Annotated in this window: 12 protein-coding genes, 1 tRNA gene and 1 riboswitch; of the genes, 3 read left to right on the top strand and 10 right to left on the bottom strand. The window is 69.9% G+C overall.

What is annotated here, in order from left to right; genetic code table 11:
* Window positions 1-489 precede the first annotated feature (489 nt).
* The 4 genes from QM568_RS05535 to QM568_RS05550 all read right to left on the bottom strand — a co-directional run bounded on the left by QM568_RS05535 (window position 490) and on the right by QM568_RS05550 (window position 3,245).
* Window positions 490-562, bottom strand: a tRNA-Ala gene (locus tag QM568_RS05535).
* A 41-nt stretch (window positions 563-603) separates the two neighbouring features.
* Window positions 604-1,443, bottom strand: coding sequence for a hypothetical protein (locus QM568_RS05540; protein WP_415136655.1), 840 nt, complete (start codon window positions 1,441-1,443; stop codon window positions 604-606).
* Window positions 1,444-1,591: 148 nt separating this feature from the next.
* Window positions 1,592-2,422, bottom strand: a complete 831-nt coding sequence (locus QM568_RS05545) for an SDR family oxidoreductase (RefSeq protein ID WP_415136657.1) — start codon at window positions 2,420-2,422, stop codon at window positions 1,592-1,594.
* A gap of 61 nt (window positions 2,423-2,483) precedes the next feature.
* Window positions 2,484-3,245 (bottom strand): SDR family NAD(P)-dependent oxidoreductase, encoded by a 762-nt coding sequence (locus QM568_RS05550; protein WP_415136659.1) that lies wholly within the window; start codon window positions 3,243-3,245, stop codon window positions 2,484-2,486.
* Window positions 3,246-3,422: 177 nt separating this feature from the next.
* On the opposite strand from QM568_RS05550, the gene QM568_RS05555 reads away from it, so the two are divergent.
* On the top strand, window positions 3,423-4,001 hold the full coding sequence (locus QM568_RS05555; RefSeq protein ID WP_415136677.1) for a phosphotransferase: 579 nt from the start codon (window positions 3,423-3,425) through the stop codon (window positions 3,999-4,001).
* A 227-nt stretch (window positions 4,002-4,228) separates the two neighbouring features.
* Here the strand turns inward: QM568_RS05555 and QM568_RS05560 are convergent, their stop codons facing one another.
* From QM568_RS05560 to QM568_RS05570, 3 genes are all read right to left on the bottom strand, one after another.
* Window positions 4,229-5,029 carry an energy-coupling factor transporter transmembrane component T family protein gene (locus QM568_RS05560; RefSeq protein WP_415136661.1) on the bottom strand — a complete coding sequence of 267 codons (801 nt, stop codon included), beginning with the start codon at window positions 5,027-5,029 and terminating at the stop codon, window positions 4,229-4,231.
* On the bottom strand, window positions 5,026-6,498 hold the full coding sequence (locus tag QM568_RS05565) for an ABC transporter ATP-binding protein (RefSeq protein WP_415136663.1): 1,473 nt from the start codon (window positions 6,496-6,498) through the stop codon (window positions 5,026-5,028). The genes QM568_RS05560 and QM568_RS05565 overlap by 4 nt, the downstream gene beginning before the upstream one ends.
* Before the next feature lie 3 nt (window positions 6,499-6,501).
* A complete protein-coding gene (locus tag QM568_RS05570) occupies window positions 6,502-7,137 on the bottom strand; it encodes an ECF transporter S component (protein WP_415136665.1) in 636 nt (211 codons plus the stop codon).
* A riboswitch (TPP riboswitch) is annotated at window positions 7,128-7,239 on the bottom strand. (Overlaps the previous gene by 10 nt.)
* A 55-nt stretch (window positions 7,240-7,294) precedes the next feature.
* Here QM568_RS05570 and QM568_RS05575 point away from each other — a divergent pair.
* Window positions 7,295-8,839, top strand: coding sequence for a D-alanyl-D-alanine carboxypeptidase family protein (locus tag QM568_RS05575; protein WP_415136667.1), 1,545 nt, complete (start codon window positions 7,295-7,297; stop codon window positions 8,837-8,839).
* Window positions 8,840-8,995: 156 nt separating this feature from the next.
* Here the strand turns inward: QM568_RS05575 and QM568_RS05580 are convergent, their stop codons facing one another.
* The 3 genes from QM568_RS05580 to QM568_RS05590 form a co-directional block, all read right to left on the bottom strand.
* Entirely contained in the window at window positions 8,996-11,182 is a 2,187-nt protein-coding gene (locus QM568_RS05580) for an ABC transporter ATP-binding protein (protein WP_415136669.1), read from the bottom strand.
* Window positions 11,179-12,906, bottom strand: a complete 1,728-nt coding sequence (locus QM568_RS05585) for an ABC transporter ATP-binding protein (RefSeq protein WP_415136671.1) — start codon at window positions 12,904-12,906, stop codon at window positions 11,179-11,181. The genes QM568_RS05580 and QM568_RS05585 overlap by 4 nt, the downstream gene beginning before the upstream one ends.
* Window positions 12,907-13,106: 200 nt before the next feature.
* Window positions 13,107-14,168: an enoyl-CoA hydratase/isomerase family protein gene (locus QM568_RS05590; RefSeq protein WP_415136673.1), complete on the bottom strand. Its 1,062-nt coding sequence runs from the start codon at window positions 14,166-14,168 to the stop codon at window positions 13,107-13,109.
* A gap of 110 nt (window positions 14,169-14,278) precedes the next feature.
* Between QM568_RS05590 and QM568_RS05595 the strand changes: the two genes are divergently transcribed.
* On the top strand, window positions 14,279-15,643 hold the full coding sequence (locus QM568_RS05595; RefSeq protein ID WP_415136675.1) for an ATP-binding cassette domain-containing protein: 1,365 nt from the start codon (window positions 14,279-14,281) through the stop codon (window positions 15,641-15,643).
* The last annotated feature ends 108 nt before the right edge of the window (window positions 15,644-15,751 follow it).

A 15,751-nucleotide genomic window follows, 5' to 3' on the forward strand; every position in this document is an offset into this window, starting at 1 on the left:
ACCGCGTCCACGACAACAGCTTGTCTCGATCACCATCCCAAAGCGCCAACGCAGGAGCAGGAGAATTCGCCATAACCAATTCTCCCAAACCATAAACCATTTAGGAACTAACGCCACGCGACACTAGGGCGGGGCACCGCACGGGCCGCCGGCACCTTGCTCCAGTCGCAGTCCGTGCCGCCATCCGGATGCCAGAGCGGCACAGAACGCGACCGGAACGAACAGACGAACGCCCGAGTGACCCCGTCCGACCGTCTGTGGTGTCCACTCCCGTGGGCCACCAGTAGTGCACCACTGGCCTCCCCGGGAAAAGAAGATCGGCCCGAGCCGTGAGGCGAGCGGGCCGATCGTGATGAAGCCAGTGCAGCAGCGACCAAGTCAAACAAGGAGACCCCGAAGGGTGGTCTTCTTGTCTGACGAATCGCCCGTTGCGACAACGAACTGGATCCCACTCAGCAGCAGGTGCCGTTTCGAGTAAGACTCCCAGGGTGGACCTAAGGGGATTCGAACCCCTGACCTCCTCGATGCGAACGAGGCGCGCTACCAACTGCGCCATAGGCCCTTGAACTCGTCTACGTTATCACGCGACGAGGGGGCGCGATGTCACCCGGCCGCTCGGCGGGCGAGCAGCTCGCGCACATGCGCCTCGATCTCGGCGTCGTCGACGAAGCCCATCTTCGCGTACGGGGATGCTGGAGCCGGCATCCGCACGGGCTCCGCAGGAGCCAGCTCCTCGGCGCGCTCGCGCAGCTCGGCGAGGCGGGCCGCACGCTCGCGCTCGTCCTGCGCGTCGCGTTCGGCCATCGCCGCCTGCGCGCGCGAACCCGCCTTCGACACGAGCGGCTCTGGCAGCGGACGCGGCGTCCAGGTCGCCGGGCCCTGATCGTGCAGCAGCTGCGACTCACGCCGCACGACCGGCTCGACGACGATCTCCCGGCGCCTCGCCCGTGCCGCACGGGCGGCGACCGCCGACATCCGCTGCAGCACGAATCCCGCCAGCACGACCGCGGCGCCACCGACCCACAGCAGCACCGAGGACTGCGTCGCGATGACCTGCCACACGCCCAGTCCGAGGAGCACGACTCCGACGACGAGCACTGTCGTCGCCGACACGCGCACGCGCCTGCGGGCACGGGCCTGACGCACCGCCGGATCGGCCTTCGCCGCCGCGAGCTCCTCACGCAGCAGCGCGAGCTCGGCGGCCTCTTTCTCAGCCTGCAGCCGCTTCGCGAGCTTCTGCTGGGCGAGAGCGGTGCGCGCGCTCAGTTCGAGGTGCACCTCTTCGGGCGTCTCACTCGTCTCGGCGAGGATGCGCAGCGCCTGGTTCAGCCGCACCGCGTTGCGTTCGGCGGCGTTGTACTGGAAGCGACCGCGCCACGAGGGCAGCAGGTACAGCATCCACAAGAGCACGGCGACGAGGACGATCACGCCCCCACTCAGCACCGGCCCATCCATATCGACAACGGTAAGCGACCAGCGGTCAGGGCGACGAACGCGCGGTCGCGTGTCGCGACGCACGAGTGCGATTGCGGCGTCCGTGCACCGACGACGGCCGCACCAGGGCCGGCCCCGCAGTGCGCGGCAGACCGCGTCAGTCGAGGAAGATGTCGGGGAAGAGCCGGTCGTCGGGCGTACCGGGGATCGCCGCGTACTTCGAGAAGTCGGTGACGCCGTCGGCCTCGAGCACGTCCTCGACGATGAGCGTCTGGCCGGTGTACTCGCGCGCGGGCTTCGTCAGCACCGCGTACGCGGCGTCGGCGTAGACGTCGACGGTGCGGCTCGCGGCCATCACCCTGTCACCGCCCAGGAGGTTCTGCACCGCCGCCGTCGCGATCGTGGTGCGCGGCCACAGCGCGTTGGCGGCGATGCCGTCGGCGGCGAACTCGGCCGCGAGTCCCAGGGTGACCATCGTCATGCCGTACTTCGCGAGCGTGTACCCGGTGTGCGCGCCCAGCCACTTCGGCGTGATGTTCAGCGGCGGCGACAGCGACAGGATGTGCGGGTTCTCGGCATCCTTCAGCATCGGCACCGCGGCCCGCGACAGCATGAACGTGCCGCGCACGTTGACGTCCTGCATGAGGTCGTACTTCTTCGCGCCGAGGTCGAGCGAGCGCGACAGGTCGATGACGCTGGCGTTGTTGATGACGATGTCGATGCCGCCGAACTCGCCCTGCGTCTTGAGTACGGCCTCGGTGATGTCGTCGTCGTCGCGGACGTCGCCGACGATCGGCAGCGCCTGACCGCCAGCCGCGCGGATCTGCTCCGCCGCGGTGTGCACTGTGCCTTCGAGCTTCGGATGCGGCGTGTCGGTCTTCGCGAGCATGGCGATGTTCGCCCCGTCGGCAGCCGCGCGCAGCGCGATCGCGAGTCCGATGCCGCGGCTGCCGCCCGACATGAGGATGGTCTTTCCTGCCAGTGTCATCGGTCTCGTTCCTTCGTCTCTGCGGTGTTGTCTGCGGTGTTCTCCGGGTCGCGGCGCGGGGTCACTTCGGCGCCATGCGGATCGCGCCGTCGAGGCGGATCGTCTCGGCGTTGAGGTATCCGTTCTCGACGATGTGCTGCACGAGAGCGGCGTACTCGTCGGGGCGGCCGAGGCGCGAGGGGAACGGCACCTGCTGGCCGAGGGAGTCCTGCGCGGCCTGCGGCAGTCCCATCAGCATCGGCGTCTCCATGATCCCCGGGGCGATCGTGCAGACGCGGATGCCGTAGCGGGCGAGCTCCCGGGCGATCGGCAACGTCATCGCGTGCACCCCGCCCTTCGAGGCCGAGTACGCGGGCTGTCCGATCTGCCCGTCGAACGCTGCGACGCTGGCGGTGTTGATGATCACGCCCCGGTCACCGGACTCGGTGGTGTCATTCTTCGCGATGACAGCGGATGCCTGCGAGATCACGTTGAAGGTGCCGACGAGGTTGATGCGGATGATCCGCTCGAAGTCGGCGAGGACGGCCGGGTTCCCGTCGCGATCGAGCACCTTCGCCGGCGGTGCGATGCCCGCGCAGTTCACGACGATGCGCAGCGGCGCCGCCGCCTGGGCTGCATCCACCGCGGCCTTGACCTCGTCGACGCTGGTGACGTCGGCCACCACGAACTGCCCGTCGAGCTCTGCGGCGAGCTCCTCACCCTTCGACGAAACGAGGTCGACGATCGTCACGTGACCGCCCGCACCGGCGATCCGCCGCGCGGTGGCGAGCCCGAGGCCCGAGGCCCCACCGGTGATGAGTGCGCCCTGCCCTGAGATCTGCATGATGAGTTCTCCTTCGAACCGATCCGTTGCGCCGTTTGAAACCAAGTCTCAGCATAATTGGTTCTCGGTTTCACCGAAACCCGCGGTAGCGTCGCGGCCGGTGCGGGTGCCTGCTGCGAGCGTGGAACGGCGTCAGAAGGAGCCTACGACACCGCCGAGTCCGCTGACGGGTTCCGCGTGCTCGCTGGCGGCGCCGCGCTCGCACCCGTCTGGCTCAACGGCATCGGCGGGCTCACGTTCCGCACCGATGACGGCCGCTTCATCAAGTGGGGTCCGCACGACGCCGAGGCGAACATGCGCGACGAGGCCGAGCGCCTGCGCTGGGCGCGCCGCTTCATCCGCGTCCCCGAGGTGATCGATCAAGGGCAGGACGACGAGCGCGAATGGCTCATCACCGTCGCGATCGATGCGACGAGCGCCGTCGATCCGCGCTGGGCGGGAGATGCGGACGCTGCCGCCCGCGGCGAGCGCGTGCCCGACGATCTGCGCGACACACCGCCGGTCGACCGCCTCGTCGTCTGCCATGGCGACGCCTGCATGCCGAACACGCTGCTGACCGCGAGCGGCGCGGTGGCGGGGCACGTCGGCCTCGCCGCCCTCGGCGCCGCCGACCGCTGGGCCGACATCGCCGTAGCCGCGATGAGCACCGTCTGGAACGTCGGCGAGGGGCGGCACGACGCGCTCATCGACGCGTACGGGGTCGATCCCGATCGCGAACGGCTCGCCTACTACCGCCGGTTGTGGACCCTCGAGTAAGCCGCCCTCACGCCCGGCCGCACTTCGCGGACCTTCCGGTCGCTCCTGTCCCTCCGCTCGTTCTCCAGGTGAGAAACCAGTCCCTCCAGGTGAGAAACCACTTTCGGCCTGAAACACCATCACACGGCGGGTGTCTCGGGACGGAAGTGGTTTCTCGACGACGGAGGCGGGGCGGCTGCGGTCAGGGCCTCACGCCCGCAGCATCCTCCTCGGCCCCTTCGCGCTCATTACCCCGCCGTGCCGATGAAGTTCCACGAGCCGGTGACGACGGCCGCCCAGATCGCGACGACCGGGATCAGCACGCACAGCAGCACAAACACCGTGTCGCGCGCCGTCCACACCGATTCCCGCGCCCAGGTGCGCCGTCCAGGAGCCCCGAAACCGCGCGCCTCCATCGCCGTGGCGAGCTTCGCACCGCGGCGGATGGAGAGCACGAGCAGCGCGAAAGCCATCCCGAGAAAGCGACGGATGCGGCCGCGATCGGCCACGCCCCGGGCCCGCCGGGCGAGCTCCAGCGCCCGCCAGTCATCGAGGAACAGTCCGACCATGCGCAGTCCCGCCAGAGCGCCCAGCACGAAGCGCGCGGGCATCCGCAGGATCTGCGCCAGTCCATCGGCGAGATCCGTCGGATCCACCGTCACGAACAGCACCACCGAGGGGAGTGCCACCGCCAGCACGCGCACGAAGGTCGCCGCAGCCAGCGCCAGCGAGCCCTCGCTCACGCGCACCACGAACCATTCCAGGAGCACGGCGCCGCTCGTCTCGCCGTACAGTGCAATGGTCACCGCCGTCAGCGGCGCCGCCAGCCACACCGGCCAGGTGCGCAGCCAGAACTCCCGCCACCGCAGGCTCGCGAACAGGAACAGCACGCACTCCAGGGCAAGCGCGACGGATGCCGAGACGACGTCGAGCGTGAGGATCAGCGGCACCGCGATGAGCGCACTCGCCCCGAGCTTCGCCACCGGGTTGACCCCGGCGACGCCTCCCGTGCGCACCCGCGCCCCGTCGACGACCTGCACCGCGCTCATGCGTCCTCCCCCAGGCGCACGCGCGCGGCGCGCAGGGCGTGCACCACGTCGAGGTCGTGTGTGACGGCGACGATCGCCGACCCTGCGTCGCGGAGATCGGCGAGCATGGCCACCAGCTCAGCCCAGGTGCGGGCGTCCTGGCCGAAGGTGGGCTCGTCGAGGACGAGCACGCGCGGCGCCGTCGCGAGGGCGGCGGCCACCGTGAGCCGGCGCTTCTCACCGCCGGAGAGCGTGTACGGGTTGGCCTTCGCGAGCCTGTCGAGACGCAGTCGCTCGAGCAGTTCGTCCGATCTCCGACCGATCTCGCCCTCATCCATCCCGAGCGCGCGAGGACCGACGGCGAGCTCATCGGCGACCGTCTTGGCGAGCAGCTGGTGCTCGGGGTCCTGGAACACGGTGCCGATGCGGGTGAGGAGCTGCCGCGAGGTCCACCGGAAGGGAGCGGGCCCCACCCCGCCGGCGAGCGCCGCGGATGCGACGACCTCGCCTCCCGCCGGAGGCAGCAGCCCCGCGAGGGTGAGCCCGAGCGTGGACTTGCCCGCCCCGTTCGGTCCCGTGATCGCGGTCACCGCGCCCGCCCGCACGTCGAGGTCGATGCCGGCGGCGACGGGCGCGCCCTTCACGCGGGCGACGGCGAGGTCGCGCGCCGAGAGCAGCACGTCGCCGGTCGCGTGGCGCGGAGCATCCGGATGCCGCGGCGGGCGACCAGGCACCCACACCCCCGCCTGGGCGAGGCGCGCGCCCTCCGCGGCGAGCACCTGTGCCGGCGGCCCGTCGGCGATCACGCCGGCGCCGTCGGGTCCGGCGCCGACGACGATGACGCGTGTGATGAGCGGCAGCCAGATATCGAGACGGTGCTCGACGACGATCACCGTCGCGGGCTGCGCCTCCAGCATCCGCTCCACCGCGTCGCGCACCTCCTGCGCGCCGTCCGGGTCGAGATTCGCGGTCGGCTCGTCGAGGAGCAGCAGCCCCGGGCGCATCGCGAGCGCCCCGGCCAGGGCCAGCCGCTGCTTCTGCCCGCCGGAGAGCGCCGTGGTCGGCCGGTCGAGGGCGACGTCGAGTCCGACCGCGTCGAGGGCGGCCACGACGCGGGGCCAGATCTGCGCCCGCGGGACGCCGAGGTTCTCGCATCCGAAGGCGACGTCGTCGCCCACCCGCGCGAGGATGACCTGCGAATCGGGATCCTGCAGCACCAGTCCGCTGCGCCCCCGCGCCGATGCCGCCGGCGTGCCGTCGACGAGCAGCGCCCCGGCGCTCTCGCCCTCCTCGTCACCGCCGAGAACGCCGGCGAGGCCGTGCAGCAGGGTGGACTTACCAGCCCCCGACGCGCCGAGCAGCAGCACGCGCTCTCCTGGTTCGATGCGGAACGTCACGTCCCGCAGAGCCCACGCCAGGCGGCTCGCATGCCGCCACCCCCAGCCGCGCGCCTCGACGGCGGCGGGGGCGACGGCGGATGCCTGCGCCATGGGTCAGACGCGGACGCGCGCCTCGCGGCCGGAACCGAAGCGGTCGAGCGCTCCGGTGGCTGCGATGCCGCGCGCGAGCATCCACGACAGCAGGCCGGCGATGACGGCCCCCGAGATCGTCGTGCTCACGAGGTACACCGTCGTGAAGAGGGCGTCGGAGCCCGCGTACCAGAGGACCATGTTGTTGAGGCCCCCGGCGACCGCGGCGCCCGCGCCAGCGAGGATCGCAACCGGCAGGGAGAAGCGGCGGTAGAAGAACAGCAGGAAGATGAGCTCGGCACCCAGCCCCTGCACGACGCCGGCCTCGAGGGTGAGGAACCCGCCCCACTGGTTGCCGACCAGCGCCGAGACCACGGCGGCCAGCAGCTCGGTGTAGATCGCCGCCCCCGGCTTGCGGATGACGAGCATGCCGAGCACGCCGGCGAACAGCCAGGGGCCGTCGAGCAGTCCCTGCAGTCCGGGCAGCAGCGGTTCGAGAACGGCCTTGGGGCCGAGGTAGCCGACGTTCCAGGCCAGGAAGATCAGGCCGCTGGCGACGCCCAGCACGCTGGCCACGACGATGTCGACGACGCGCCAGCGCAGCTGCCGGGGTTCACGCGAACCCGTGGGGGTCTCGGAAACGGACGTGGATGTACTCATCTGAACTCCTCCCTGCGCCGGCATGATCCGGATCAGGTTCGACGGTCGAAGCGCGATTCGCTCCCTCTCAGCCCGGCTCGCCGGACTCCCGTGGTTGTTGTGTCGATGTTACCGGTCGCGGCGGGGTTGTACACGCAGAGTTCGATACCGTAGGCAGGTGAGCGCTCCTGATTCCGTCGAGGCGACAGCGCCCGTCGCCGACGCCGCCGTCGCCGACGCCGCCGCCGTCGACGGCCCGGCGGACGAGGCCGACACGGTCGACTCGGCGGGAGGCGTCGACGCGCTCGACGCGCTGATCGACGCATCCGCCCCTGAGACCCGCGCCTCCTCTGCGGCTCGCGCCGCCTCTGCGGCTCACGCCGCCCGATGGGCGGATGCCGACGCGCACGCGACCGCGCTCACCTGGGTCGACCCCGTCGCGGTCGCCGACGCCCGCCCGGCTGCCGAAGCGGATGCGAGGCCGCTGTTCGCCGGCGCGCACCTGCGTCCGGCGATCAGCCGCCCCGGTGTGCTCGCACCTTTCGGGGTGCTCGTCGGCCTCGTCGCCGTGTACGCGGGCGCGACGCTGATGTGCCCCCTGACCGCCGTGGCGCCGACCGTGCAGACGACGGAGTTCACCGCGACCGCGGCGCCGCCGGCGACGATCGCGTGGCCCTCGCACGGCAGCGCCGCCGTCGGCATCGAAGGCATCGGCACGGTCGCCTCGACGACCGAGACCTCCGCCATCGCGAGCCTGACGAAGATCGTCTCGGCGATGATGGTGCTCGAAGCCCTGCCGCTGGCGCCGGGCGAGCAGGGCCCGTCGTTCTCGTTCACGCGCGCCGACAGCCAGGAGTTCATGACGTATCTGCGCAGCGACCAGTCGGCGCTCGACGTGCCGGTGGACGGTTCGCTCACCGAGTACCAGATGCTGCAGGGCGTGCTGCTGGGGTCGGCGAACAACTACATCGACCGCCTGGCCGATGAGATCTGGGGCTCGCGGGAGGCCTTCGCCGAGGCCGCCGACGCCTGGCTGAGTGCGCGCGGCATCACCGGCGTGACGATCAAGACGCCGTCGGGCTTCGATGAGCGCAACGTCGCCACCCCCGACGCGATGATCGCCGCGGCAGAGGTCGCGATGCAGAACCCGGTTTTCGCCGAGATCGTCGGCACCCGTTCGGTCGAACTGCCCGGCGCAGGGCTCGTTACGAACACCAACGGGATGCTCGACGACGACGGCGTCGTCGGGGTCAAGACCGGCACGCTGCACGAGAGCTGGAATCTGCTCACCGCGAAGGATGTGCGCGTCGGCGACACGACCGTGCGGCTGTACGCCTCGGTGCTCTCGCAGGTCGACAACGAATCGCGACTCACGGAGACCCGCGCACTGTTCGCGCAGCTCGAGTCGGCACTGCAGGGTCAGGCGCCCGTGGTGCCGAAGGGCGTCGTCGTCGGCACGGTCGACACCCTGTGGGGCCCGCCGGTCGAGATCGTGACGGATGCCGTCACCGATGTCGTGCTCTGGAACGGCGCGGCGACGACGACCGTGTCGTTCGACCTCGGCGAGCGGCGCGCGGCCGGCGACGAGGTGGGCACGCTCACCGCATCCGGGCCGCTGAACTCGACCACCACACCGCTCGCCCTGGCGGAGGAGATCGAGGAGCCGAGCGCCTGGTGGCGCCTCACCCATCCCCTAGAGCTCCTGGGCCTCGCCGGAGAGTAGCCGCGCCCCCGCGCCGTCGCGTTGCGGTGGTCGAAAACACACCTCCCGCGTCCAGCCGCGAAGCACTTTCGACCACCGCACCGCAGGCCGGTCACGGGCGCGAATGCGACGGCGCCCCGGATGAAGCATCCGGGGCGCCGTCGGTGAGAGCGAGGGTCAGCTCGTGGACTCCTCCGCACTGGCCGACGCGTCATCAGCACCCGCAGCAGCGGCACCCGCGTCAGCGGCACCCGCGTCAGCAGCACCCGCGTCGGCGGCATCCGCACCGGCATCCGCTCCCGCGACGACCGGCACCGCACCGGTGAGCGCCTCCTCGGCATCGATGTCGGCCGTGGCCTGCTCGAACTGCGACCGGTACAGCCGCCAGTAGGCGCCCTGGGCTGCGATGAGCTCGTCGTGGGTGCCCTTCTCGACGATGTCGCCGTGCTCCATCACGAGGATGAGGTCGGCGTCGCGGATCGTCGAGAGGCGGTGCGCGATCACGAACGAGGTTCGGCCATCGCGCAGCGCCGCCATGGCGTGCTGCAGCAGCAGCTCGGTGCGGGTGTCGACCGCGCTCGTCGCCTCATCGAGGATGAGGATGGAGGGCTGAGCGACGAACGCGCGGGCGATGGTGATGAGCTGGCGCTCACCGGCCGAGACGTTCGACGCGTCTTCTTCGAGCACGGTGTCGTAGCCCTCGGGCAGCGCGTGCACGAACCGGTCGACGTACGTCGCCTTCGCCGCCGCGAGCACCTCGTCGTCGGTCGCCGTTGAGCGGCCGTAGCGGATGTTCTCGCGGATGCTGCCGGCGAAGAGCCACGGGTCCTGCAGCACCATTCCCGTGCGCGAGCGCAGATCGTCGCGCGTCATCTCCGCGATGTCCTGGCCATCGAGCGTGATGCGACCGCCGCTGAGCTCGTAGAACCGCATGATGAGGTTGACCAGCGTGGTCTTGCCTGCGCCGGTCGGGCCGACGATCGCCACGGTCTGACCGGGCTCGACCCGGAACGACAGGTCGGAGATCAGCGGGCGCTCCGGCGTGTACGAGAACTCGACGTTCTCGAACTCGATCACGCCTCCCTGATCCGGTCCCTGAGCCGGCCGAAGGGTGCGAGCAGTCGCCGCATCCGGCTCCTGCTCGTCTTCATCGAGCAGCTGGAACACGCGTTCGGCGGACGCCGTGCCCGACTGCACGACTGCGGCCATACCGCCGAGCTCGCTGAGCGGCTGCGAGAACTGCTGCGAGTACTGGATGAAGGCCTGCACGTCGCCGAGTCGCAACTGGCCGTTCGCGACCATGAGTCCGCCGAGCACGGCAAGGGCCGCGTAGCTGAGGCTGCCGACGAAGGTCATCGCGGGCATGATGATGCCCGAGAGGAACTGCGCCTTGAACGCCGACTGGAACAGCTCCTCGTTCTCGACCTGGAACTTGTCGAGAGCGTCCTGCTCGCGGCCGAACACCTTCACCAGGGCGTGACCTGAGAAGGCCTCCTCGACGCGGGCGTTCAGGCGCCCGACCTTGCGCCACTGGATGCCGAACGCCTTCTGCGAACGCGGACCGATGACGCCGAAGATCACGGCCATCAGCGGCAGCGCGATGAGCGCGACCAGCGCCAGCTGCCACGAGATCGAGAACATCATGATGAGCACGCCGATCACGGTGAGCACCGAGGTCAGCGCCCCGGACAGCGACTGCTGCATCGTCTGAGTGATGTTGTCGATGTCGTTGGTCACCCGCGAGATGAGCTCGCCGCGCTGGACCTTGTCGAAGTACGACAGCGGCAGGCGGTTGATCTTCGCTTCGACGTCTTCACGCAGGCGCCACATCGTGCGCACCATGATGACGTTGATGACGTACCCCTGGATCCAGCTCAGCAGCGCCGCGACGACGTAGATCGCCAGCACGGCGGTGATGATCCAGCGCATCGCGTCGAAGTCGATCCCGCCGCCGACGGTGAACTCGTGCAGCGCCGCGATCTGGTTCGCGAAGTCGTCCTCGCCTGCCACGCGCAGCTGCTCCACGACCTCGGCCTGGGTGGTGCCGGTGGGGAAGCCGGGGAAGCCCTCCTTCGGCGTGCCGAGTTCGTTCGCGAGGAATCCGGAGTAGACGATGTTGGTCGCCTCGGCGAGCACCTTGGGAGCCGCGACGCTCAGCACGACGCCGATGGCGCCGAGGATCGAGACGAAGACGAACCAGATCGCCGAGGGCTTGAGCAGACCGATCATCCGCGCGAAGCTCGGCCCGAAGTGGTCGGCCTTGCCCGGTGCCACGCTGTCCCAGTCGCCGGAGTTCTGCCGCGCCTGCTCGGCGAGCTCGGCCTCGAGCCTCTCTTCCTCTGTGAGGTGCTTCTGGTCGCTCATGCGTCCACCCCCAGCTGCGACTCGACGATCTCGCGGTAGGTGTCGCTGGTCTCCAGCAGTTCCTCGTGGGTGCCGACGCCGACCATGGTGCCGCCTTCGAGGACGACGATGCGATCAGCATCCGTGATCGTGGACACGCGCTGCGCCACGACGATCTTGGTGACATCCGGCAGCTCGCGCCACAGCGCCTGCCGCAGCCGCGCGTCGGTGGTCAAGTCGAGAGCCGAGAACGAGTCGTCGAAGACGAGCACCTTCGGCCGGTGCACGATCGCGCGGGCGATCGCGAGCCGCTGCCGCTGGCCGCCGGAGACGTTCGTGCCGCCCTGGGCGATGCGCGAGTCCAGGCCGTCGGACATCTCCTCGACGAAGTCGCGGCCCTGGGCGATCTCGAGCGCCTTCCACAGCTCTTCGTCCGTGGCGTCCTCGCGGCCGTAGCGCAGGTTCGATGCGACCGTGCCGGTGAAGAGGAAGGGACGCTGCGGCACGAGGCCGATGCCCTTCCAGAGCGCATCGACGTCGGCTTCGCGCACATCGGCACCGCCGACGAGCACGCGGCCGCCGGAGACGTCGAACAGCCGGGGGATCAGCGAGACCAGGGTGGTCTTGCCTGCGCCGGTGGATCCGACGATCGCGACGGTCTCGCCCGGCTTCGCCTCGAAGCTGATGCCGTGCAGCACCGGAGACTCGGCGCCGGGGTACTGGAACGAGACGTCCTCGAAGGCGATGGCTCCGGGGGCGGGGAACTCGGCCACGCCGTTCTCGGGCCGCTGCATGCTCGACGTCGTGTCGAGCACCTCGCCGACGCGCTCAGCGGAGACCGCGGCGCGGGGGATCATCATCGCCATGAAGCTCGACATGATCACACCCATCATGATCTGTCCGATGTACTGCATGAAGGCAAACAGGGTGCCCACCTCGACGGTGCCGTTGTTCACCTCGATGCCGCCGAACCAGATCACCGCGACGACGGTGACGTTGAGGATCAGCATGAACAGCGGGAAGAGCAGCACGAAGAGCGACCCGATCTTGCGGCCGACCACCATGATGTCGGTGTTCGCCTCGCGGAAGCGGTCTTCCTCGATGCCCTCGCGCACGAAGGCGCGCACGACCCGCACGCCCGTGAGCTGCTCGCGCATGATGCGGTTCACGGCGTCGAGCTTGCGCTGGTTCAGACGGAACAACGGCACCATGCGGTTGATGATGAGGCCGGCGACGATGAGCAGCACCGGCACCGAGACGGCGATCAGCCAGCTCAGCTCGGCGTTGGTGACGACGGCCATGATGATGCCGCCGATGGCGAGCAGGGGCGCGGTGACGAACATCGTCGCGCCCATCATCGCGAGCATCTGCACCTGCTGCACATCGTTCGTGTTGCGGGTGATCAGGGAACCTGCGCCGAACTGCGAGACCTCGCGCTCGGAGAAGCCGCTGACCTTGGCGAAGACGTCGGCGCGGATGTCGCGGCCGGCTCCCATCGCCGCACGGGCGGCGAAGTAGGTGGCCACGATCGACGCGACGATCTGCCCGAGCGAGACGAGCAGCATGAACACACCGGTGCGCCAGATGTAATCGGTGTCGCCGGTGGCGACGCCCTTGTCGATGAGGTCTTTGTTGAGGGTCGGGAGGTAGAGCGAGGCCAGCGCGCTGGCGAACTGGAACACCAGCACGCCGACGAGCAGCCATCGGTAGCGGGAGAGGTAGCGGACGAGGATTCTTCCGAGCACAGGCGGACTTCCTTGAGGGTCGAGGCGGCGGATCCCGACGCAGACGGATGCCTGCCGAGAATCGGCCGCATCACAGATTGTCACGAAGCTCCGACATTCACATCCCCCGCAGGGAGGACCTTCGCTCACAGCGAACTCATCCCCTTCTCATCGGGGATTTCTGCACCCGGGGCAAGAGTCGCCCGCCCGGGTGCAACGGCTCAGAACAGCGGATGCCGCGGCGTGTACGCCCGCGCGGCGGCGCCCGCGTCCGAGTCCAGGTCGGCGATCGTGCGCGGATCCCACTTCGGGTCGCGATCCTTGTCGATCAGCTGCGCACGGATGCCCTCGACGAGGTCGGGATGCTCGTTCACGAACCACAGCACGCGGCGGTACTCCCCCTCCAGTGCCGCGCGCAGTCCAGGCATCCCCCGCGCTTCGCGCACCGCGTCCAGGGTGACAGCGAGCCCCGTCGGAGCGAGCGTCTCGAGCAGATCGGCGCAGGCTGCGGCATCCGTCTCACCCCTCGCGCGCAGGCGCGAGACGATCTCGGCGACCGTGGGCGCCGAGAACGCCTCGTCGATCCACGCCCGCGAAGCGGGAAGCGCCGAGGGCTCAGGGGTCTCGTCGAAGAGCAGCACGATCTCTGCGGGGCCCGTCGGGTCCGCGCGGTAGGCGAGCGCTTCACGGAGCGCCTCGAGCCGCTGCGACGGCACGAAGTGATCGGCGAAGCCGAGGTCGATGGCATCGGCTGCGGTCATCGTGGCGCCGGTGAGGCCGAAGTACTCACCGAACCGGCCCGGAGCGCGCCCGAGCAGCCAGGTGCCGCCGACGTCGGGCGTGAACCCGATGCGCACCTCGGGCATGGCGAGCTTCGAGCGCTCGGTGACGATGCGGATCGCGGCGTGGCCGGCCAGCCCGATGCCCCCGCCCATCGTGATGCCGTCGGCGACGGCCACGACCGGCTTGGGGTACTCCGCGATCATCGCGTTCAGGGCGTACTCCGCACGGAAGAAATGCGCGCTCTCCTCGGCGCGACCGGCGACGATCTGCCCGTGCAGGGCGCGCACGTCGCCACCAGCGCACATTCCGCGCTCGCCTTCGCCGTCGATGAGCACGATTTGCACGTCGGTGTCGTCGCGCCAAGCGTCCAGCGCCGCGGCCAGCTGCTCGATCATGCCGAGGTCGAGGGCGTTGATCGCCTCTGGCCGATTCAGCGTAAGCCGCCCGAGGGCTCCCTCGGTGCGGACGCGGACGGAGGGGGCGCTGATCGAGTCGGTCACGACAGCCAGGCTACTCCGCGCCGATCCGTGGCGTTTCCACAGAGAAATGCGCGATCGTATGGCTTTTCCGGCAGGATAGGAGGAACTGCCCCTGCAAGGAGAGGTCGCGCATGCCCGAAGGACACGTGCTCGAGTTCACGCGCGTCACCAAGCGATTCAACGATGTGACCGCAGTGTCCGACTTCTCGGCGCGGGTGGAACCCGGCCTCGTCACCGCGTTTCTCGGCCCCAACGGCGCCGGCAAGACGACGACCCTGCGCATCCTGCTCGGCCAGGTCCGCCCCACGAGCGGCACCGCCACCATCGGCGGCTCCGCGTTCGCCGACCTGCGCACGCCGCTTCGGACGATCGGCTCGGTCCTCGAGGAGACGGTGTACCGGCCGCGGCGCACGGCCGCCCGCCAGCTCACCATCGCTGCGAAGGCGAACGGCATCCCCCTGTCGCGCGTCGATGAGGTGCTCGCCCTCGTCGGCCTCGACGGCGAGTCGGAGGGCCGCATCGGCGGCTTCTCGCTGGGCATGCGCCAGCGCCTCAGCGTCGCTCACGCTCTGCTCGGCGACGCCGGCACCCTCGTGTTCGACGAGCCGGCGAACGGACTCGACCCCGAGGGCATCCGGTGGATGCGCCTGCTCATGCGCCGCCTCGCCGACGAGGGCCGCACCGTGCTCGTCTCGTCGCACCTGCTCAGCGAGGTCGAGCAGATCGCCGATCACGTGCTCGTGCTCTCGAAGGGGCAGCTCGTCCTCTCCAGCGGCATCGAGACCCTCGCCGACCCTGCCAAGGGCACGGTCGTCGTCGACGCGGCCGATCGCCGTGCGCTCACCGACGCCCTGGCCGCCGCCGGACACGAGGTCGAGGTGCTGCGCTCCGGGCTCACCGTGCGCGGCGCCGACCCGCAGGCCATCGGCGCGATCGCCGCGTCGGCGGGCATCGCGCTGAGCACCCTCGTGCAGCGCGGTCCGACGCTCGAGGACATCTTCATCGACCTCGTCCGCGGCGGCACCTACACCCCGCGCGCGGTGATCGCGGCTCCGGGCGCGCAGGCCGCGCCGAGCATCGGTGACCCGGCCGGGTGTGCGGACGAGACAGTAACGACAGAAGGTGGGGCGCAGATTGCGGATGCCGCTGAGCACGTCGCTCCGACTCTCGAGTTCCGCTCCGACGAAGAGGTTGTCGCGACCGAACCCACCGACTCCGGTGTCGAGGGAACGGCCAAGCCATCGTTCGATGAAATCCTCTTCGGCACCTCTCACGGTGGGGTGTCCGAGGATCAGGCCTCCGATGACGAGGCCTCCGAGGATGAGACCGATCCGCGCTTCGCAGCCGTGAGCACGATGATCGGCGAGGCGGCGCGGGCGTACTACGAAGACGAGCCGCGGCCGTACCCCTTCGCTCAGCCTTCCGACGAGGAGCAGCACTCCGACGAGGAGCTCTCAGCGCCCGAGGGCGACGAGGGCGAGAGCCACCAGCACTGATTCTCTTCGCAGAAGAGGGTGGGGGGGGGGGCGGGGGGGGGCACCCCCCCCCCCCACAAAGAGGAAATAAAAAATTGAGTTTGGGGAGACCCCCCGGGGCCCCCGGGG

Origin of the sequence: Microbacterium sp. (assembly GCF_047607465.1) — a bacterium.
GTDB lineage: Bacteria > Actinomycetota > Actinomycetes > Actinomycetales > Microbacteriaceae > Microbacterium.